At 63.3% G+C, this 18,123-nt stretch carries 20 protein-coding genes; 9 read left to right on the top strand and 11 right to left on the bottom strand.

Annotated features, from left to right (window positions below; all coding sequences use genetic code 11):
* Positions 1-17 precede the first annotated feature (17 nt).
* The 5 genes from HBA99_RS11330 to HBA99_RS11350 form a co-directional block, all read right to left on the bottom strand.
* Positions 18-1,502: an amino acid permease gene (locus HBA99_RS11330; RefSeq protein ID WP_057968258.1), complete on the bottom strand. Its 1,485-nt coding sequence runs from the start codon at positions 1,500-1,502 to the stop codon at positions 18-20.
* Positions 1,503-1,602: 100 nt separating this feature from the next.
* Complete coding sequence (locus HBA99_RS11335) at positions 1,603-2,949, bottom strand: HNH endonuclease signature motif containing protein (protein ID WP_070951029.1); 1,347 nt, start codon at positions 2,947-2,949, stop codon at positions 1,603-1,605.
* Positions 2,950-3,007: 58 nt separating this feature from the next.
* Positions 3,008-4,606 carry a fatty-acid--CoA ligase FadD1 gene (fadD1, locus tag HBA99_RS11340; RefSeq protein ID WP_070951028.1) on the bottom strand — a complete coding sequence of 533 codons (1,599 nt, stop codon included), beginning with the start codon at positions 4,604-4,606 and terminating at the stop codon, positions 3,008-3,010.
* The gene (locus HBA99_RS11345; RefSeq protein WP_070924138.1) at positions 4,599-5,513 is read right to left on the bottom strand and encodes an alpha/beta hydrolase; all 915 of its coding nucleotides are present in this window, start codon (positions 5,511-5,513) and stop codon (positions 4,599-4,601) included. Before HBA99_RS11345 ends, fadD1 begins: the two co-directional genes overlap by 8 nt.
* Positions 5,510-6,832 carry a flavin-containing monooxygenase gene (locus HBA99_RS11350; protein ID WP_070949695.1) on the bottom strand — a complete coding sequence of 441 codons (1,323 nt, stop codon included), beginning with the start codon at positions 6,830-6,832 and terminating at the stop codon, positions 5,510-5,512. The genes HBA99_RS11345 and HBA99_RS11350 overlap by 4 nt, the downstream gene beginning before the upstream one ends.
* Positions 6,833-6,949: 117 nt before the next feature.
* On the opposite strand from HBA99_RS11350, the gene HBA99_RS11355 reads away from it, so the two are divergent.
* From HBA99_RS11355 to HBA99_RS11380, 6 genes are read left to right on the top strand one after another with little or no spacing between them, the layout of a single operon-like run.
* Positions 6,950-7,579: a TetR/AcrR family transcriptional regulator gene (locus tag HBA99_RS11355; protein ID WP_070924140.1), complete on the top strand. Its 630-nt coding sequence runs from the start codon at positions 6,950-6,952 to the stop codon at positions 7,577-7,579.
* Between the two features lie 23 nt (positions 7,580-7,602).
* Complete coding sequence (locus tag HBA99_RS11360) at positions 7,603-9,405, top strand: N-acyl-D-amino-acid deacylase family protein (RefSeq protein ID WP_070951027.1); 1,803 nt, start codon at positions 7,603-7,605, stop codon at positions 9,403-9,405.
* A 43-nt stretch (positions 9,406-9,448) separates the two neighbouring features.
* Positions 9,449-9,772 carry an ArsR/SmtB family transcription factor gene (locus HBA99_RS11365; RefSeq protein WP_070917799.1) on the top strand — a complete coding sequence of 108 codons (324 nt, stop codon included), beginning with the start codon at positions 9,449-9,451 and terminating at the stop codon, positions 9,770-9,772.
* On the top strand, positions 9,772-10,503 hold the full coding sequence (locus HBA99_RS11370; protein ID WP_070951026.1) for a cation efflux transmembrane domain-containing protein: 732 nt from the start codon (positions 9,772-9,774) through the stop codon (positions 10,501-10,503). The genes HBA99_RS11365 and HBA99_RS11370 overlap by 1 nt, the downstream gene beginning before the upstream one ends.
* Positions 10,479-10,883, top strand: coding sequence for an ArsR/SmtB family transcription factor (locus tag HBA99_RS11375; RefSeq protein ID WP_070924176.1), 405 nt, complete (start codon positions 10,479-10,481; stop codon positions 10,881-10,883). The genes HBA99_RS11370 and HBA99_RS11375 overlap by 25 nt, the downstream gene beginning before the upstream one ends.
* Entirely contained in the window at positions 10,880-11,878 is a 999-nt protein-coding gene (locus HBA99_RS11380; protein WP_070951025.1) for a cation diffusion facilitator family transporter, read from the top strand. Before HBA99_RS11375 ends, HBA99_RS11380 begins: the two co-directional genes overlap by 4 nt.
* Here the strand turns inward: HBA99_RS11380 and HBA99_RS11385 are convergent.
* Together HBA99_RS11385 and HBA99_RS11390 are read right to left on the bottom strand one after the other, a co-directional pair.
* The gene (locus tag HBA99_RS11385; protein ID WP_070951024.1) at positions 11,853-13,112 is read right to left on the bottom strand and encodes an APC family permease; all 1,260 of its coding nucleotides are present in this window, start codon (positions 13,110-13,112) and stop codon (positions 11,853-11,855) included. The genes HBA99_RS11380 and HBA99_RS11385 overlap by 26 nt on opposite strands.
* Entirely contained in the window at positions 13,109-13,444 is a 336-nt protein-coding gene (locus tag HBA99_RS11390) for a YnfA family protein (RefSeq protein WP_030098096.1), read from the bottom strand. Before HBA99_RS11390 ends, HBA99_RS11385 begins: the two co-directional genes overlap by 4 nt.
* Before the next feature lie 94 nt (positions 13,445-13,538).
* Here HBA99_RS11390 and HBA99_RS11395 point away from each other — a divergent pair, with 94 nt between their 5' ends.
* The gene (locus HBA99_RS11395; protein WP_030098095.1) at positions 13,539-13,982 is read left to right on the top strand and encodes a nuclear transport factor 2 family protein; all 444 of its coding nucleotides are present in this window, start codon (positions 13,539-13,541) and stop codon (positions 13,980-13,982) included.
* A gap of 3 nt (positions 13,983-13,985) precedes the next feature.
* Here HBA99_RS11395 and HBA99_RS11400 read toward each other — a convergent pair whose 3' ends face one another.
* The 3 genes from HBA99_RS11400 to HBA99_RS11410 all read right to left on the bottom strand — a co-directional run bounded on the left by HBA99_RS11400 (position 13,986) and on the right by HBA99_RS11410 (position 15,612).
* Entirely contained in the window at positions 13,986-14,420 is a 435-nt protein-coding gene (locus HBA99_RS11400; RefSeq protein ID WP_070924144.1) for a PPOX class F420-dependent oxidoreductase, read from the bottom strand.
* Positions 14,421-14,542: 122 nt separating this feature from the next.
* Entirely contained in the window at positions 14,543-14,977 is a 435-nt protein-coding gene (locus tag HBA99_RS11405) for a hypothetical protein (RefSeq protein WP_046253579.1), read from the bottom strand.
* Between the two features lie 56 nt (positions 14,978-15,033).
* Positions 15,034-15,612, bottom strand: a complete 579-nt coding sequence (locus tag HBA99_RS11410; protein WP_030098091.1) for a TetR/AcrR family transcriptional regulator — start codon at positions 15,610-15,612, stop codon at positions 15,034-15,036.
* A gap of 45 nt (positions 15,613-15,657) precedes the next feature.
* Here HBA99_RS11410 and HBA99_RS11415 point away from each other — a divergent pair, with 45 nt between their 5' ends.
* Positions 15,658-16,512: a phytanoyl-CoA dioxygenase family protein gene (locus HBA99_RS11415; protein WP_070917978.1), complete on the top strand. Its 855-nt coding sequence runs from the start codon at positions 15,658-15,660 to the stop codon at positions 16,510-16,512.
* Here the strand turns inward: HBA99_RS11415 and HBA99_RS11420 are convergent.
* Entirely contained in the window at positions 16,509-17,273 is a 765-nt protein-coding gene (locus HBA99_RS11420) for a polysaccharide deacetylase family protein (protein ID WP_070951023.1), read from the bottom strand. The genes HBA99_RS11415 and HBA99_RS11420 overlap by 4 nt on opposite strands.
* Before the next feature lie 70 nt (positions 17,274-17,343).
* Between HBA99_RS11420 and HBA99_RS11425 the strand changes: the two genes are divergently transcribed.
* Positions 17,344-18,117 carry a DUF2127 domain-containing protein gene (locus tag HBA99_RS11425; protein ID WP_030098088.1) on the top strand — a complete coding sequence of 258 codons (774 nt, stop codon included), beginning with the start codon at positions 17,344-17,346 and terminating at the stop codon, positions 18,115-18,117.
* The last annotated feature ends 6 nt before the right edge of the window (positions 18,118-18,123 follow it).

The raw sequence follows: 18,123 nt of genomic DNA on the forward strand, positions 1-18,123 counted from the left end.
CGCCCCAACCGTTGCCGCTACCCGTCCCGGCCGCCCGGCGGGTCGTCGAGCATGGGGGTGTGCGCTATCACCGGGTAGGCGCCGGTGTATCCGATGCGCTCCTGCGCGAGCTGCAGTACGCGACCACGGCACAGGTACCAGCCCGCGGTCAGCACGGGGACGAGTACCACGATCGCGATCAGGTTCCACGCGTTCTCGTAACACATCAACACCACCACGGCCGCCAGGAACGCCAGCGTCAGGTACCCGGTGTACGGGGCTCCGGGCATCCGGAAACTGCCCCGCCGCAGGATACCTCGCTGCGACCACCGGTACAGCTGGATCTGGCAGATCACGATGGTGGCCCACGACGAGATGATCCCGAGCGCCGCCAGATCCAAAGCGGTTTCGAACGCTTCGGCGGGAATGACCAGGTTCATGAATATCCCGACAAGTGTGAGGGCGCCGGTGACCGCGATGCCCATGAAGGGCACTCCGCCAGAGGTCATACGGGACAACACTTTTGGCGCACTGCCATTCATTGCGAGGGACCGCAGAATCCGCCCCGTGCTGTACAGGCCCGCGTTCAGGCTGGACAGTGCGGCCGTCAGCACCACGAAGTTCATGGCATCGCCGGCGTACGGCACGCCTATCCGGGAGAAGAAGGTGACGAAGGGGCTCTCGCCGGCTTTGTAGGTCCCATAGGGCAGTAGCAGTGCCAGCAAGATGAGTGAACCCACGTAGAAGACCGCGACCCGGAACACGACGGAGTTGATGGCTCGGGGCATCACCTTTTCCGGGTTCTCGGTCTCGCCGGCGGCGATGCCGACCAGTTCGACTGCGGAGTACGCGAAGACGACTCCCGAGGTGACGATGACCAGGGCCATCAGACCGGTGGGCAGCAGGCCGCCATTGTCCGCGATCACCGACGGTCCTGTGCTGGCACCCTCGACCGTGAAGCGGCCCGCCAGGAATACCGTACCGATGACCAGGAACCCCATGATGGCAACCACTTTGATCAGAGCTGCCCAGAATTCCATCTCCCCGAACAGTTTGACGCTGATGGTGTTCATGGTCAGCACGATGACCAAGGCAATGAGTGCGATGGACCACTGAGGGATGGCCTTGAAGGCGCTCCAGTAGTGCATGTACAGCGCGATGGCGGTGACGTCGACGATGGCGGTGGCGGCCCAGTTGAAGAAGTACATCCAGCCTGCGACGTATGCCGCCTTCTCACCAAGAAATTCGCGGGCGTATGACACGAAGGACCCCGAGGACGGCCGGTGCAAGATCAGCTCGCCCAGCGCACGCAGGATGAAGAACACGAACACGCCGCAGACCGCATAAACCAAGAACAAGCCCGGTCCCGCGCTGTGTAACCGGCCACCGGCGCCCATGAACAGCCCCGTGCCGATGGCACCCCCGATGCCGATCATTTGGACTTGCCGGTTCTTCAGCCCCTTGTGATATCCCTGTTCCTCAGGGGCGGGCGCTGATGTGTCATATGTTGCCGGGGACGTCATCGTGCGACCGTAGCGACCGGAAAGTTGCTGAGTGGAACAACGATGTTACGAACATGCTGCGTGATTCCGCCTCAGCCGCCGAGTAGCGCTATCTCACCGGTTAGAACGGCGGTGGATTCGCCTTGGCGCGTGCGGCTTGTGCGTGCTCGCGTTGTAGTCGCTGTCGTTGGTTGAGGTTTCGTTCGGCGGTGCGGCGTTGTTGACGGTCCTGGGCGCGGGTGCGGGACCTGCTGAGATTGGCGAACAGTAGCCCGCCTGCAGGGGTGGTGGGGTAGGTGTGTCCGGTGGGCGCTTTCCAGATGACGGTACCGTCCGGCTCCTGAATTTCACGCCATCCGCAGAAGGTTTTCAGTAGATGGTGTTTGCGGCACAACGCCTTCAGGTTCTCTACTGAGGTATGGCCGCCGTCGGCGTATGCGACGCTGTGGTCCAGGTCTGCGGTATCGGCGGGGTGCGAGCAGCCAGGGAAGCGGCACATCTGATCGCGACACCGGATATAGGTGTCGAGGGCGCGGGTGGGCCGATAGCGGTCGGTGTCCCTGGCGTGCAGGGGCCGGATCCGGGTGCCGGGCTGGGTGGCAAGGTGGCGAGCCTGCGCGCCATTGATGACTCCGAATCCGGATACCTGGGCGGGCTCAAGGTTTTCGGGGTCTTCCAGGGTGTCTTGATTGGCGACTAGGTGCACGATGACGGGGGTGTCGGCAACGGCAACCCCCGCGCAGCCGGGGTCATCGCAGGTGCAGCGCATCCGATCTAGGCCCTGAGTGAGGGCGCCGATGGCATCGGCACGCCGTTGGGCTTTGGTGCGCGGGTCGGCGGGGCAGACGGTGGCGACCAACTGTTCGAGGCGTTTGTCGAGTGCCACGGCGTGTGGAGTCTGCAGTACACCCCAGATCTCGGCCAGGGGGTCGCCGGTATCGAGGGGCCGGATCTCGAGGTGGCGGTCGTCGGTGGCAGTTTTGGTGCGGCGCACCGCGTCACGGTCGTGGCGGTAGATCAGCGCGTCGAGCGCGCCGGTGATCCGTTTGATCGACCAGCGTTCCCAGCGGGGCAGCGCTTCGCAGATCGCCGCGTCGACGGCGGCGACTAGAGCATCGTCTTCCAGTAGTTCAGTGCGCCCGATGATCAACGCGACGGTGCGAAAGTCGATGTCTCCGGCGGCAAATCGCTGTGCCACAGCACGCAGCCGATGCCGTAGGACATAGGCGTAGCGCATTTGATGTGAGGCCAACGCGTGGGTGATGCCCTGTGCGGCGGCCACTTGCGCGGCAACCTCGTCCCAGCGGTCCACCGCAAACCTGTCGCGAGGATCCTGTTGCTCGGGGTCCGCGTGGCGATCCACCAGCACGCCAATGGCAGAGAGTCGTCGCGCGGCTGCCTGTGCCTCCGCGCGCTGCGAGGAGCTGATCACATCGATCAGTCCACCGTCTGCCAACCCATCGAACATATGTTCGAGTTTAGTGTGGAAAATTCAGCATCGCAATGGCTTTAGCGAACAACTCCAGTCACTCTGGAAACATAGACCGGTGGGGATGCCGCCAGGGCAGGTATTCGACTCCGCGCGCGTCGCGGTCCCACAGCTCGTCGTCCCCGACATCAAGGCCCTCTGAAATCAGCACGCGCTTGAGAACCTTGTTGGTCGCGGTGGACGGGAGCCCGGGCGCCAAGCGCACATATCGCGGCCAACCGGTTCGCGGCAGATCCTCCTGGGCGGCTAGAAACGCGGTGAAACCCGACGGCGTCAACGGCTCCCGCAGCACCAGCGCGGCCATCACCTCTTCGCTCCCGGAGGCGTCGCGGACGGCGTAAACGGCCACCTGGCTCACTGCGGGGTGCCGCTGCACGATCCGTTCGATGGGTGCCGCCGCCAGGTTCTCGCCATTGATCCGCATCCAGTCGGCTGTCCGCCCGGCCAGATAGATCCAGCCGTCTGCGTCCCGGTAAGCGAGATCGCCCGACCAATACATGCCGTGGCGCATCCGTTCACCGGTAGCCTCGTCGTCGTTGTAGTACCCCGAGAAAAAGCCTGCCCCTTGGGTATTCACCAACTCACCGACTGCTTCATCGGGATTGACCAGGATGCCGTGCGGATCGAACCGGGCCACGGCGCATTCGATCAACGTGTCGGAGTCGTAAATCGCGACACCGGGGAAGCCCTTGCCGATGGAACCCGTCGGCGTACCCTCCTCCCGGGTGACGATGACGGCATTCTCCGTCGAACCGAATCCGTCGTACACCTCGACATCGAATCGTCGAGCGAACTGGTCAATGTCGTTATCGCAGGCCTCGTTCCCGAACGCCACCCGCAATGGGTTGTCCGCATCATCGGGCCGTTCTTGTGTGGCGAGGAGGTATGCCAGTGGCTTGCCGACGTAGTTCATGTAAGTGGCGCGGACCTCCCGGATGTCCTGAAGAAAGCCCGATGCGGAGAATTTCGCCGGGGCCAGCGCGGCACCCGCTGCCGTTGCGACACCCCATCCGGCCAGCACGGCATTCGAATGAAACAACGGCATCGAGACATAGCAGACATCGTTGGGGCACAGCGAGAATCGGGATACCAGCGATTGAGCCGCGACGAGCACCATCATGTGTGTCACGAGAACTGCCTTCGGGTCACCGCTGGTCCCTGAGGTGAAGATCATCATGAAGGGGTCAAGGGCCGCGGCAGTCCGATACGGCTCCAGCGCGCCGGCCGCCTCGACATCGCGGCGCCAGCCCGTCCCGTCGACATCGATCACAACGACGTCAGATAGATCCAACGATTCGAGCAGAGGGCGATGCTCGCTGTCCACAAGCAGTAGCTGCACATCCGCCTTGCGGATATCGCGCACCAACCCCTCGCCACGACGAGTGTTGTTGATCGCGCACAGGATGTATCCGCCCTGAGCGGCCGCAGCCATCGCAATCGCCATCGCAGGGGTATTGCCCAGCAGGGTGCCGACGTGAAGAGGTCGCTGCGGGTCGGCCCGCCGAATCAGTGCTGCCGCCTGACGGTCCGCCTCGGCCACATACTCGCGCCAGGTCCACGTCGCACCTCGATACACGAGTGCAACGTTGTCATCGGTAGCCCGGGCACGCACCAGCTGCTGAATGGTCTCAGCCATGAACTGCTTCGGTCAGCGACGTCGACCGGACGCCCAGGTGTCTTGTCAGAAAGCCTATTTGGTGGGACACGACGGAGTCGAAGCACTCCTGGCCCTGATAGACGCCGAAGTGATCACAGGGGTAGTGGCGCACCTCGGCCCGTGCCTTGAAGGCGGCCTTGGCGGCGGCGTACGGTGGCGCGGCCCGATCGAAGTCGGCGATCTGTACCAGCGTGGGGCAGTTGATCCGCGCGGCATGGCGGGTGGGACGGTACGCGGCAAGTTGAGTGCCCACCGTCGCGTCGATCTCGTTGCGCCAAGAGGGTCCCGCGATCGCCAGATGCGCCTCGTAGTACCCGTCCGATGTCAACGCCGCGAGCTCTCCCGCATGCCCGACGATCGGAATGGTCTGCTGGTGACGTCCCACCCGGCTGCGGATACCGGTGAGCGCCGAGCGAGCCAAGGTGCGGGCGCTGTGTTCGCTCATCGCCGAGCGCGCGGCCGCAATGCCGTCCACCAACGGCGTCACCGAGACGACGGCCGCGATATCGTTTCGCGAACCGGCGACTGCCAGTACGTGCCCACCGGCGAGGGACACACCCCACAAGACGACCCGCCTGGGATCAACACCGGGGAGGCGTGCGGCGGTGTTCACGGCAGCGTGATAGTCGCCGATCTGATGGCTGAACGAAACCTGTTGCCGGGGAAAACCGTCGGAGGATCCGAAGCCGCGATAGTCGAACGCGAAGGCGTGCATGCCCGCGTCGGCGAGCCGCGCCGCGAAGGCTTCCAGTCCCGAATCCTTGGTACCGCCCAGACCGTGTGCCATCACCACGACGGGGGCCGGCTCCGTTACCGTCTCCGAATGGTACAGCCATGCATCACAGTCGATTCCGTGGCTGTTGAATCGGATGTTCTGCCGGTTCATGCGGCACCCCTCGCCCGCGCGAGCCCGCGGGGGATCTCTCTGGTTCTCATATCGTGCTCGTAGAGGAAATAGTCCAACTGCTGCGTGTGGCGCGGGCGATCAAGCATGTGCCCGGTGTACTTGCGATGTTCCGCCTCGATCACCTCGTGCATCTCATCGATCGAGGGCAGCAGGTACTTGCCTGCCGCATAGGCGCCCACCAGTCGTGCCTGGCATTCGACGAACGGGAACAAGGATGGAACGGCCTGCGCCAGGCCGACGAAGATCAGGTCGTCCAGTCCGGGTTTGAACATCCGTTTGTACAGGTCGATGCGGTTGTCCGGCGCACTGAGAAATTCCGGATCGAAGAACGGGAAGGTGATGTTGTAACCCGTGGCGAAGATGATCACGTCGAAGTCCGCGGACGTGCCGTCTTCGAAGTGCACGGTGTCACCGTCCAGTCGATCGATGTTCGGCTTGGGAGCGATGTCTCCGGATCCAAGTCGCAGCGGGAGCTCGACGGATTGGGTGAAATGTGCCTCGCCGAATTTATGGTTTGGCATCGGTAGCCCCAACTGATCGGGGCGTCCCGACATGAGGGGCTGCATCATCTGAAAGAGCTTGCGTTGCCATGACATCGGTATGTGTGGGCTGGTGCGGAAGTACTTATCGGCGGGCTGGCCGGCCACGTACTTGGGGACGATCCAGGCGCCGGACCGGGTGGAGAGGGCGACGGTGTTTCCGGTAGCCCGGGACGATAGCTCTACCGCGATATCGGCGGCGCTGTTACCCAGGCCCACCACCAGGATCCGTTTGTCCATGAGATCCAGGGGAGTGCGGGGATCGATGTAGTGGTGAGAGTGCAACGTCGTGCCGGTGAAGGTGCCGGGAAAATCGGGATATCTGGGGTCCCAGTGATGTCCATTGGCGACGACGAGAAGGTCGAACAATCGGCGTTCACCCTTCTGTGTCAGCAGCTCCCAGCCACCGGTTGACAAGCGCTCGGCGTGGACGATGCCGTTCTGAAATTCAATATGGGGCTTGAGGTCAAAGGCCGTCGCGTAGTCCTCCAGGTACTGCTTGATCAGGGTGTGGTGAGGAAAATGTGGGTAGCTGTCGGGCATGGGGAAGTCGCGGAAGGAGAGCTGATGCCGCGAGGTATCGATGTGCAGGGAACGGTACGCACTGCTATGGCCGTTGGGGTTGCCGAATGCCCAGTTTCCGCCAATGCGATCTGACGTTTCGAAACAGGTGTAGGGAATTCCGTAGTCGGACAACATCTTCGCGGACGTCAGTCCGCTGATTCCGGCACCGATGATCGCGGTGTTGGGTCGGGTCATGGGACTCCTTGAGGTCCGGCCGCGGCATTGCGGTCGCTTGTAAACAGTTTCGAAAACTGTTCATCCGAAGTGTACACAGATCTTGAAATGTGTCTACAGCTTGTCTAGATTGAGGGCATGACTGCGGTGTTCGATGAAGGTTCGATACCCGACCCCGATGGCGATTCAGTGGCCGCCCGGCTACTCGACGCTGCCGAGAAGATGTTGGCTGATAAGGGAATTCGGGCAACAACGATGACGGACGTGGCGGAGGAAGCCGGCGTATCGCGTTCCTGGCTGTACCGCCACTTCCCGGACAAGCAGACTCTGGTGGGTGCCGCGATCATCCGATTGATCGAGACCAGCTGGGCCCAGTCCGCCGCGGAGCTTGCGGACATCGAGGGGTTCGAGGCTCAGTTGGTGGCCGGGGTGAAAATCGGCCGCCGCGCATACGACGATCCCGGCACCTTGCTCATGCGGATGCGAGTACGCGAGCCCGAGGAGTTCATGGCCTGCGCCGGCGCGGGCGTGCAGGGGCTGGTGCCCGATCTCGCCGGATTCTGGCGTCCGTATCTCGAGGCGGCCCGCGATGCCGGAGAAATTCACGCGCGCACAGACATTGAGGAAGCAAGCGAGTGGATCGCCCGTGTGATGATCAGCCTGGGCAGCGTACCCGGGAACCACATGGATCCGGATGATCCTGCCTCGCTGCGCCGCCACTTCCGGAGATATGTCCTACCGGCGCTTCGCATAGCGCCCGTGAAATAGCAGTAACACAAGGAGAGTCGACTATGGCTTCGCACAACGACGTGCAGTTCGACACGGTGATCAAAAATGGGCGATGGTTCGATGGAACCGGCGCGGCATCGGCTATCCGAGACATCGGGATCAAGGACGGCCATATTGTCGCGATCTCGCACGGCGACCTCGATGTCACGAACTGTCCGCACATCATTGACGCGACGGGAAAATGGGTGCTCCCGGGGTTGGTGGACGTCCACACGCATTACGACGTGGAAGTCCTCGCCGCACCCGCACTGTCGGAGTCGGTGCGGCACGGCGTGACAACGGTGCTACTGGGTTCTTGCTCGCTGTCCGTGGTGCATGTCAACGGTGTCGATGCCGGGGACATCTTCGGCAGGGTGGAGGCGATACCGCGCGATCACGTCATCGGGGCGATGGATCGGCACAAGACATGGACGAATGCGCGCGAGTACATCGCGGCGCTGGAGTCGCTTCCGCTGGGGCCGAACATTGCGACGTTCCTGGGGCATTCGGATATGCGCGCGGCGGCGATGGGTTTGGATCGCGCCACCCGCAAGAACGAACGGCCCACGCCCGATGAGCAGTCGCAGATGGACAGGTGGTTGACCGAGGCCCTCGATGCCGGTTTTGTCGGCATGTCCTCTCAGCAGCTACTCTTCGACAAGCTGGACGGCGATGTGTGCCGTTCTCGGACGCTGCCGTCTACCTATGCCAAGCCGCGTGAGCTGCGAAAGCTCAAATCCCGGCTTCGCCAAAAGAATCGGGCGCTGCAATCCGGTCCGGACATCGAGAATCCGTTGAACGTGTTGTCGCAGGCAGTCCAGTCTCTGGGCATCCTGCGCAAGCGGCTATCGACGTCGCTGCTCTCGGCGGCTGATATCAAGGCCAACCCGTATGCGATCAGGGCGATGGGGCCGCTCGCCCGCATCATCAACAAACTGGGTGGCAATTTCCGCTGGCAGCATCTGCCCGTGCCGTTTGAGGTCTATGCGGACGGTATCGACCTGGTGATCTTCGAAGAATTCGGTGCGGGGGCCGCGGCCCTGCACTTGCGCAACGAAGTGGAGCGCAATGATCTGCTGCGCGACGAGAAGTACCGTCGCCGATTCCGCAAGGAGTACGAGAGCAAGTTTGGTGTAAGAGTCTGGCACAGAGACTTTTTCGATGCCGAGATCGTTGCCTGCCCGGATGCCTCGGTCGTCGGCAAGTCTTTCGGCCAGGTCGGTCTGGACCGCGGGGGCCTGCACCCTGTCGACGCGTTCCTTGATCTGGTGCTAGAACACGGCGCCGCCATCCGCTGGCGCACCACTATTTCCAATCATCGCCCCGAGGTGCTCAGGCAGCTCGCGCAAGATCCCGGCATCCAGCTCGGCTTCTCCGATGCCGGTGCTCACCTGCGGAACATGGCCTTCTACAACTTCGGGCTGCGGCTGTTGAGGCATGTGCACGAGGCGCAACTAGCCGGACAGCCGTTCATGACCATCGAGCAGGCCGTGCACCGACTGACTGGTGAGCTTGCCGATTGGTACCAGATCGATGCCGGTCATCTCCGAATCGGCGACCGGGCAGACCTTTTGGTGGTTGACCCCGCGAGGCTCGATGGATCCTTGACGGAGTATGCCGAGCAGTCCGTTGCTGCTTACGGGGGATTGTCGCGGATGGTCAATCGCAATGATGAGACAGTCTGCTCGGTGCTGGTCGGCGGACACAGCGTCGTGGTCGACGGCAAGCCCACCGAAATTCTCGGAAAGGAGCGAACGGGAGTCTTTCTGCGTGCCGGGCAGAAAGCACGTTCGGCTTCGGCGGGGCACGTACCGGCCGTCAGTTAGTACATCTAGATCTGAATACAGCAGAAGATGTACTATCCATGTCATGGAGACCCTGGTCCATCGTGATGCCCTGACGAGATTTGGATCGGCACTGTCGGACCCGACGCGCTCGGCGATCCTGCTGAGCCTGCGATCGCGGCCCGGTTACCCTTCGGAGCTCGCCGAGGAGGTCGGGGTATCGCGTCAGATAACCTCGAATCACCTTGCATGTCTTCGCGGTTGCGGACTTGTCGTCGCAGTTCCCGAGGGTCGGCGCACCCGTTACGAGCTGGCCGATACGCGGATCGCCCACGCCCTGGATGACTTGGTGGACTTGGTGCTGACGGTCGATCCGTCCTGCTGCCCGGCTGATGAGGGTTGCTGCTGATGGTGCTCACGTCCCAGCGCCGAGACGTGCTCAATCGCAGGGTGCGTCTTTTCGTCGCCGCCACCATCACCTACAACGTCATCGAGGCCGTCGTCGCCCTTTCGGAAGGTACGCGGGTGTCCTCGACCGCGCTGATCGGCTTCGGCTTGGATTCGGTTATCGAGGTGTCTTCGGCCGCCGCGGTGGCGTGGCAATTCAGTGCCGAGGATCCGCAGACCAGGGAGAAGGCCGCGCTGCGGGCCATCGCGTTCTCATTCTTTGCGCTGGCCGCGTATGTGACGGTGGAGTCGATCCGGTCGCTGGCAGGGATCGGCGAGGCGCGGCATTCGACGATCGGTATCGCGCTGGCGGCGGCGAGCCTCGCGGTCATGCCGGTGCTGTCTTGGGCGCAACGCCGGGCGGGTCGTGAGCTGGGATCTGCGTCGGCAGTGGCAGATTCCAAGCAGACGCTGCTGTGCACATATCTGTCGGCGGTCTTGCTGGTAGGACTGCTCGTCAACTCCCTCTTCGGGTGGTCATGGGCGGACCCGGTCGCGGCGCTCGTGATCGCTGCCATCGCGGTGCGTGAGGGCATGAACGCCTGGAGGGGCGAATCCTGCTGCGCACCAATGACCACGTCGGTGCCGGGGAATGCCGCCGCCGACGGATGTGGGTGCTGCGAGCACTGTCGGGCTCCATGGTCTACTATCTGCGTATCAATGCAGATATGCAGCAGAGGAGCGTCGTGGTGAATGCTGACAGTTCGCCATTGGACGATGAGCAGGTTGGGCTGGTAGTCGAAGTATTTCGAATGCTTGCCGATGCCACCCGAGTTCGGGTGTTGTGGGCACTGACTGGCGGCGAGTTATCGGTCAATGAGCTGGCCGACCACGTCGGCAAGCCGGCGCCCTCGGTATCGCAGCATTTGGCGAAGTTACGTATGGCCCGGTTGGTCCGGACTCGTCGCGACGGCACCACCGTTTACTACAGCCTGGAAAACGAACACGTCGAGCAGTTGGTGACCGATGCCGTCCACAACGCCGAGCATGCGGGCCCGGGAATCCCGCCGCATCACCGCGCCGAGGCCGTGCTGCATACCGCCGGATCCGTGAAAAAGGTTGGTAAGAAATGAGTCACACCCGAAACCAGCCCGCTCATCACGATCACCATGATCATGGTCATCAGCATCCCGGAGGGTTGAGGGGCCTGCTCGCCGAGATCGTGTCGCCGCATAGTCACGATGCCGCCGACAGCATCGACGATGCCCTCAGCTCCAGTGCGGCCGGAACTCGGGCCGTGAAGATCAGCCTGGCCGCGCTGCTGGTGACGGCTGCGTTTCAAGTGGCGATCGTGGTGGTGTCCGGTTCTGTGGCGCTCGCCGCCGATACCATTCACAACTTCTCTGATGCGCTCACGGCGGTGCCGCTGTGGATAGCCTTCGCACTCGGAACACGGGTCGCGACAAGGCGATACACCTACGGATTTGGACGTGCCGAGGATCTGGCCGGCCTGTTCGTCGTATCGATGATCGCGCTGTCGGCCGTGGTGGCGGGCTATGAGGCTGTGATGCGTCTGATCCACCCGGTGCAGATCGGTCAACTGGGTTGGGTGGCGGTCGCCGGAGTGGTCGGGTTCATCGGAAATGAACTCGTCGCTCTCTACCGGATCAGGGTAGGCCGCCGGATCGGTTCTGCGGCGCTGGTCGCCGATGGCCTGCATGCGCGCACCGACGGGTTCACCTCACTGGCTGTGGTACTGGGTGCCGGAGGTGTCGCATTGGGATATCCCTTGGCGGACCCGATCATTGGATTGGTGATCACCGTGGCGATTCTCGTGGTGCTGCGCACCGCGGGTCGAGATGTATTCCGGCGGTTGATGGACGGGGTGGATCCCGCATTGGTGGATGCCGCGGAAACGGCGCTGGTGGCTCAGCCGGGGGTGCGCACAGTGCGCAGCGTGCGGCTGCGATGGATCGGGCATCGCCTCCACGCGGATGCCGAACTCGATGTCGACCCGGACATCAGCCTGGCTGAAGCGCACCGGATCGCTCATGTTGCCGAACACGAACTGACTCATGCGGTGTCAAAGCTGGACAGCGCTCTTATTCACGCGTACCCGGGACACTGAGGCGGCGGACGGCGTAGATGAAAATGCCGACTGCCAGCACGGCTGCGCCGGCGACGACCGAAGGCCGTGGCAGTGCGAGGGCAATCACCAGGCAGCCTGCCAGACCAAGCGCCGGAACTATTCGCGGCGGTCGCCCCTCGGCGGGGGCGAGTGTCCACGCCGAGGCATTGGCCACCGCGTAGTACACCAGCACCGCGAAGGACGAGAACCCGATCGCGCCGCGCAGGTCGGCGGTGGCTGCCAGGATCGAGACCACAAGACCGACAAGAAGTTCAGCGCGGTACGGTACTCCGTACTTGGGGTGCACCGCCGCCAGGACGTGAGGTAGATGGCGATCACGCGCCATCGCGAAGGTGGTGCGTGAGACTCCGAGTATGAGTGCCAGCAACGAGCCCGTCGCCGCCACGATGGCGCCGATCCGCACCACCGGTTCCATCCACCGCACACCCGCCGCAGTGACGGTGTCGAGCAGGGGAGCTGCGGATGCCGCCATCCGCTCCGGACCCAGCGTCGTCAAGGTCGCCACGGCGACAACGGCATACACCACCAGAGTGATCGTCAACGCGATGGGGATCGCCCGGGGGATGGTGCGTGCCGGATCGCGTACCTCCTCACCCAGAGTCGCGATGCGGGCATATCCGGCGAACGCGAAGAACAACAGGCCCGCGGCCTGCAGCACTCCGGTGATCGACACATCGGTGATGTCGAGGGTTGCGACATCGATGCCATCGGATCCGAACGCCGTGACCACAATCGCCGCCAACACCGACAGCACGATCGCCACGATTGCGCGTGTCACCCATGCCGACTTTTGAACTCCCGCATAGTTGATCGCGGTCAGGGCCACCACGGCCGCCACGGCGACGGCGTGTGCGTGGGCAGGCCACGCGTAGAAGCCCACGGTCAGGGCCATGGCGGCGCATGACGCGGTTTTCCCGACCACGAAGCCCCAACCGGCCAGATATCCCCAGAAGTCGCCGAGACGCTTGCGGCCGTACACGTAGGTGCCGCCTGAGGCGGGATACACCGCAGCCAGCCGGGCCGAGGATGTCGCATTGCAGTAGGCGATCACCGCGGCCAGTCCCAGGCCCAGCAGCAGCGCTGAACCGGCCGATTGGGCGGCGGGCCCCAAGGCGGCGAAGATTCCGGCGCCGAGCATGGAGCCCAACCCGATCATGACGGCATCGAACGTGCCCAGCTCTCGGCGCAAGGGGCCGGACGCAGCGCGGCTCATGCGCTCCGCGGCATGTACATGATGACGGCCACTCCTACCAGGCAGACGAGCGCGCCGCCGATGTCCCAACGATCGGGTCGGAAGCCGTCCATCACCATGCCCCACAAGAGTGACCCGGCAACGAACACCCCGCCGTAAGCCGCCAAGATGCGCCCGAAGTGGGCATCCGGTTGCAGGGTCGCCACGAATCCGTAGGCGCCCAGTGCGATCACTCCGAATCCCACCCATGTCCAGCCGCGATGCTCGCGCACCCCCTGCCATACCAGCCAGGCACCGCCGATCTCGAGGACCGCGGCTGCGGCGAACAAGAGGATCGACTTTGCGACGAGCATGGGGTGAGCCTAATCGCCCAGATCGGACCCGCTGCGGGTGCGCGGATCGTAGGATCTCGACTCGTTGTACTTCGGGGGAAGGAAAGCTATCGGGATGTCATCAGCGTCGGTGGTTATCGGTCTGTGGGTAGCGCTTTCGGAGAGAAACTGGGACGCGGTCACCACGTTTCTTGACGATGATTGCATTTACTTGGACATGCCGGTCGGACCCACCGCTGCGGCATGCGGGCCAGAGAACATCGTCAAGCGTCTGAAGATCGGCCTGGAGCCGCTGAAGGACTATGTGCACCATGACGGGCTAATCGTCGCCAATGGTGCAGACGTGATGTATGAGCACTCCGAGACATGGATCTGGACCACCGGGGAAACCGCGCTGCTGCGGTTCGCGTCTGTGCTCAAGGTGATTGACGGGAAGATCACGCTCTGGAAGGACTACTGGGACATGGGGGCACTGACGAACGTGGCGCCGCCATCATGGTTGGAAGACCTCGCGAGTGCGGACATGAGCTGGATTTATGACGCAACAGGAAAGGTCTGAGGCTCAGTTCAATTTCTCGCCGTAGACGCGCTCGACCTTCAACGCCATCAGGACGCGTCGGTCGGACACCATGACAGAGCGGTACTCCTCCCAATCAGGATGTTCGCCGGCCGCTCCGCGGTAGTAGTCGACGAGCGCTTCGACTTCGGGCCCGTGAGGGTCGGTACCGGGCCCGGTCAGGGTCACCCCACCCTCAGCCGTTGCCCAGGCCCGTCCGTCCGAGCTGGTGACCTCCAGCGCGGCGCGAGGATCACGGCGAAGGTTCACGGTCTTGGCACGGCCATCCGTCATCGAGACGTAGATGACGCCCTTGTCGCGGTCATAGAACGGGGTGACGGGGGAGAGCTGCGGCAGTCCAGTGGATCTGATGGTCGCCAGGACGCCGATGCGGCTGTCGGCTATGAGTGCGTGCGGATCGAACTGCGGGGCGGCATTCATATCTGCACGAACCAGGCGCATGGGGCCGGTATTCCGCGCAGTCGACCCGAAAGACGAGACCGGGAAGATACTGTGAAAGGAAAGGCTTGCGCGCCAGGTTGTTTGAGCGCCAATCGGAGTTTCTAGACGACGGTGACGGTCCCGGTGCAGTGGGCGATGTTTTCGTCATTCCAGAAGAAGCCGGAACGGCCACCGTAATCGGTGGTGATCTCTACCTGGCCGGGGCCGGTGACGACGTTGTAGATCGATGCTCCTGCGGTGCCCGACCCGTCGCCGTGCGCTTCGCCGACAGCGCCAGTGGTCAGGTTGCGCCACTGGAAGTACGCCTGCTTGGGTCCGGCCAGGCCGTCCGTGGCGTTCATGTTGAGCGTGCCGGGGATCAGGTCGCGACGTGCATCGGCTTGGCTCGCCTGCCAGGCGCTGACACGGACGTCGCCGTCGAAACAGAGGGCAACCTCGCCGGAGGGCGCCGCCATTGCCGTCGGGCAGGAGACGAGTCCCGCGCCGAGAACGGCGAGGGTGAGAGCGGCCGTGCGGCCCACAGGTATCGAACGCATGCAGGGAGTATCGCCCATGTGTCATCGATCTGGCCGAAGTTTCCCGACGCGGCGGTTCAGTCGGCTCCCAGGGCTGCGGAAATGAGGCGCCACAGTCGGTCGGTGATCTGCCCGGGTGCGGGGAGTGGGGTCAGGCGGAGCTGTTGCGCGATCCCGTACCGAATTCCGCCGATGATGAAGGCTCCTGCGCTGTCGGGTTCGATGTCTGCGGGCAATTGACCCAGTTTCTGACCGCGACGGATGTTCTTGGCGGCGTTGTGGCTAATGCGTTGCAGGTAGGTCGCTTCCAGCTCGGCCAGCTGGGGATCCAGTGCGGCGCGGTTCAGCAGGATCGGCGCCAGTGGATCGGCGACGTGATAGTCGACGAAGCGACGGGTGCGCTCCAGTTCATGAACATGCCAGTCGGTGTCCATAGCCAGATGCGCGTCGGCAATCGCGTGGACGAGGCCCTCGTAGAACTCGTCGTAAATGACGGCGAGCAGGCCGCTTTTTGATCCGAAGTGATGGTAGAGAGCGCCGGTGGTGAGCCCGGCTCGTCGGGTCAATCCGCTCAGATCCATCACTCCGTTGCCGCGGACAAGTTCGTCACGGGCGGCGTCGATGAGCTGTTGACGTCCGATTGAGGGGCGTGCCACTATGTCATCGTACAAAACATAATTATCTTATGTTTAGGAGTGGCGATGAGCGTGCACGTGTCGTCGTTGGTGGATTTGAACGGCGACCTGGCCGGGACTCATCGGCGGACCGCCAGTAGCGGCCAGGGCATCGATCCTGCTGTCGCGGAGGCGGACTTGGCGGCGATGCGCCGCGACGGCTACGTGATCTTGCCGGATCTGCTGACCGCTGACGAGTTGGACCAGATTCGGGATGCCGTTGCGCCCCTGCTGAATCTGCATGGCCGGAACGGTTTTGAAGGACATACCACTCAGCGGGTGTACAGCGTCCTGAACAAGACACGTGCGTGTGACCGGATTGCGGATCACCCGCGCGTCTTGGCCCTGCTGGATCGGCTTTTCCTGCCGAACTATCTGCTCTCGATGTTGCAGGTCATCAACATCTTGCCCGGCGAGCAGGCTCAGATGCTGCACACCGATGACGGCTTCTATCCCATTCCGCGTCCCCGCGCCGGTTTGGGCGCCGCGACGATCTGGGCGATCGATGATTTCACCGCCGACAACGGCGCCACCGATATTGTTGCGGGCAGCCATCTTTGGGGTGATCGCCGACCACAAGAAGCCGAGCGTGAACCCGTGGTGATGAAGGCGGGTTCCTGCGTGTTCTTTCCCGGCACGCTCTGGCATGGCGGTGGTGCGAACCGAACCGGTGCCGCACGGCTGGCCCTGACCGCTCAATACTGCGAGCCGTGGCTGCGCCCGCAGGAGGCGTTCACCTTGTCGATGACACGCGACACCGTTCGCGCCGTATCGGAGGACATTCGCCGGATGCTGGGATACAGCATTCATCCGCCGTTTATCGGTCAGGTCGACGGTATGCATCCCAAGCGGCTGCTGGAGCCGGGCGCCCCCTTGCTCTAGTGCTGATAGACGTCGTTGAGTGTCACGGTGCGCAGCTGCCGTTCCCCGATGACGTCGAGCAACTGGTGGTAAACGGTGGTCACCGGGGGGTGGTTGAGGTGACCGATGACGATGGCCTGCGGGTTGAAGTACTTGCGGGCCATGTCCACGATGTACTGCGGCGTGACGACGCCAGAGTCCGACAAGGAGCCGTACCACAACACCGGCGGCCCGTAGCCGAGCCCCTGAGTGACCGAATCGGTTGCGGTGTTGTGCTTTCCGTATGGAGGCCGGAAGAACGGCGCCGGGTTGACCCCGTAGGTGTTGGTCAGGAACTTGGTGTTGCGCGTCAACTGGTCATCGATCTGCGCGGCGGTCAGTGTCGTGAGGTCCGGGTGAGACCAGGTGTGATTGCCCAGCTGAATCTGCCCGCTGTCGACGAGTGGACGCAGCAGCTGGGCATTCTGCGTCCATCCCGCGTTCACCCCATTGACGAAGTAGGTCAAGCGGATTCCGGTGTCACACGCCAGTTGGGTATAGGCGGCGATCACATTCGCATCGGTGCCGTCGTCAAGGGTCAAGGCGAGCAATCGCTGACCGTCGGTGCGCGATGGCAGTGCGGTCAAGGCACCGCCCCCGGGCAACGGCACCCGCGTCAGTCCTCCGCTGCCGGCTCCCGCTGAGGTGCCGGGGTCGGCAGCCGCGGAGACGGACTCGAGAACAGCGGCACCCACTGCGGCAGCTCCGGCCAACAGTGTGAGAAACCGGCGACGGTCGAACACGACGACAGGGTAGCGCCGGAACCTGTATATCGTGCGGCGTGGCAGATGGTGTCGGGCTACCGTTTCTTCCGTGATCAACTTTGCTCTGCGCTCGTGCGGTCTGCGAGGACACGCGACATTCGCTCCGGACGAGCAGCCGCTGCGGGACCGGCTGCGGGTCGAGACACCGGTCGGGGAGGCGTGGCGGTGTCTGCGCTGCGAGACCTTTGTGGTGGGCGCGCCGCGCTACCGCGGACCGGCCGATACCGCACCGGAGATTCCGCGCGGACGGCTGCTGCGCGACCGGACCTTGATGCGGATACTCGCGGTCGAGCGTGTGTTCCGCGGGCTGGTGTTCGTCTTGCTGGCGGTGGGTGTGGTGAAGGTCCGCGGATCGCGCGAACATCTCCAACAGGTTTTCGAGCGAGAGCTTCCGCTGATCCGGCCGCTGGCCAACCAGATCGGCTGGAACCCGGACAATTCCAAGATCATTCGTCATATCGGCGAGGCATTCGCGCTGTCGTCGTCGACGTTGATGTGGGTGGCGGTGGGTTTGGGGGCCTACGCCGCGATCGAGTTCATCGAGGCATTCGGTCTGTGGCTGATGAAGCGTTGGGGCGAGTATTTCGCCGTCATCGCGACAAGCATCTTCTTGCCGCTGGAGATCTACGAGCTGATTGAAAAGCAAACCGTTCTTCGGGTTTTGGCGCTATTGGTCAACATCGTGGCCGTGGTGTGGCTGCTGTGGAGCAAGCGGCTATTCGGGCTCAACGGTGGCGGCAAGGCGTACGAGGAAGAGCATCGCGCCGAGAGTCTGCTCAGTGTCGAGCGGGCCACGCTGGCGGAGAACCTGCACGAGCGTTGAGCCGCG

The sequence above is a fragment of the Mycobacteroides chelonae genome (assembly GCF_016767715.1).
Classification (GTDB): Bacteria; Actinomycetota; Actinomycetes; order Mycobacteriales; family Mycobacteriaceae; genus Mycobacterium; species Mycobacterium gwanakae.

Bases quoted from the DNA above. Each gene is read 5' to 3' on its own strand.
- HBA99_RS11330 (WP_057968258.1), bottom strand. From the start codon at position 1,502: ATGACGTCCCCGGCAACATATGACACATCAGCGCCCGCCCCTGAGGAA.
- HBA99_RS11385 (WP_070951024.1), bottom strand. From the start codon at position 13,112: ATGAGCCGCGCTGCGTCCGGCCCCTTGCGCCGAGAGCTGGGCACGTTC.
- HBA99_RS11390 (WP_030098096.1), bottom strand. From the start codon at position 13,444: ATGCTCGTCGCAAAGTCGATCCTCTTGTTCGCCGCAGCCGCGGTCCTC.
- fadD1 (WP_070951028.1), bottom strand. From the start codon at position 4,606: ATGGCTGAGACCATTCAGCAGCTGGTGCGTGCCCGGGCTACCGATGAC.
- HBA99_RS11370 (WP_070951026.1), top strand. From the start codon at position 9,772: ATGGTGCTCACGTCCCAGCGCCGAGACGTGCTCAATCGCAGGGTGCGT.
- HBA99_RS11335 (WP_070951029.1), bottom strand. From the start codon at position 2,949: ATGTTCGATGGGTTGGCAGACGGTGGACTGATCGATGTGATCAGCTCC.
- HBA99_RS11375 (WP_070924176.1), top strand. From the start codon at position 10,479: ATGCAGCAGAGGAGCGTCGTGGTGAATGCTGACAGTTCGCCATTGGAC.
- HBA99_RS11415 (WP_070917978.1), top strand. From the start codon at position 15,658: ATGAGCGTGCACGTGTCGTCGTTGGTGGATTTGAACGGCGACCTGGCC.
- HBA99_RS11350 (WP_070949695.1), bottom strand. From the start codon at position 6,832: ATGACCCGACCCAACACCGCGATCATCGGTGCCGGAATCAGCGGACTG.
- HBA99_RS11360 (WP_070951027.1), top strand. From the start codon at position 7,603: ATGGCTTCGCACAACGACGTGCAGTTCGACACGGTGATCAAAAATGGG.
- HBA99_RS11395 (WP_030098095.1), top strand. From the start codon at position 13,539: ATGTCATCAGCGTCGGTGGTTATCGGTCTGTGGGTAGCGCTTTCGGAG.
- HBA99_RS11345 (WP_070924138.1), bottom strand. From the start codon at position 5,513: ATGAACCGGCAGAACATCCGATTCAACAGCCACGGAATCGACTGTGAT.
- HBA99_RS11355 (WP_070924140.1), top strand. From the start codon at position 6,950: ATGACTGCGGTGTTCGATGAAGGTTCGATACCCGACCCCGATGGCGAT.
- HBA99_RS11365 (WP_070917799.1), top strand. From the start codon at position 9,449: ATGGAGACCCTGGTCCATCGTGATGCCCTGACGAGATTTGGATCGGCA.
- HBA99_RS11380 (WP_070951025.1), top strand. From the start codon at position 10,880: ATGAGTCACACCCGAAACCAGCCCGCTCATCACGATCACCATGATCAT.
- HBA99_RS11400 (WP_070924144.1), bottom strand. From the start codon at position 14,420: ATGAATGCCGCCCCGCAGTTCGATCCGCACGCACTCATAGCCGACAGC.
- HBA99_RS11405 (WP_046253579.1), bottom strand. From the start codon at position 14,977: ATGCGTTCGATACCTGTGGGCCGCACGGCCGCTCTCACCCTCGCCGTT.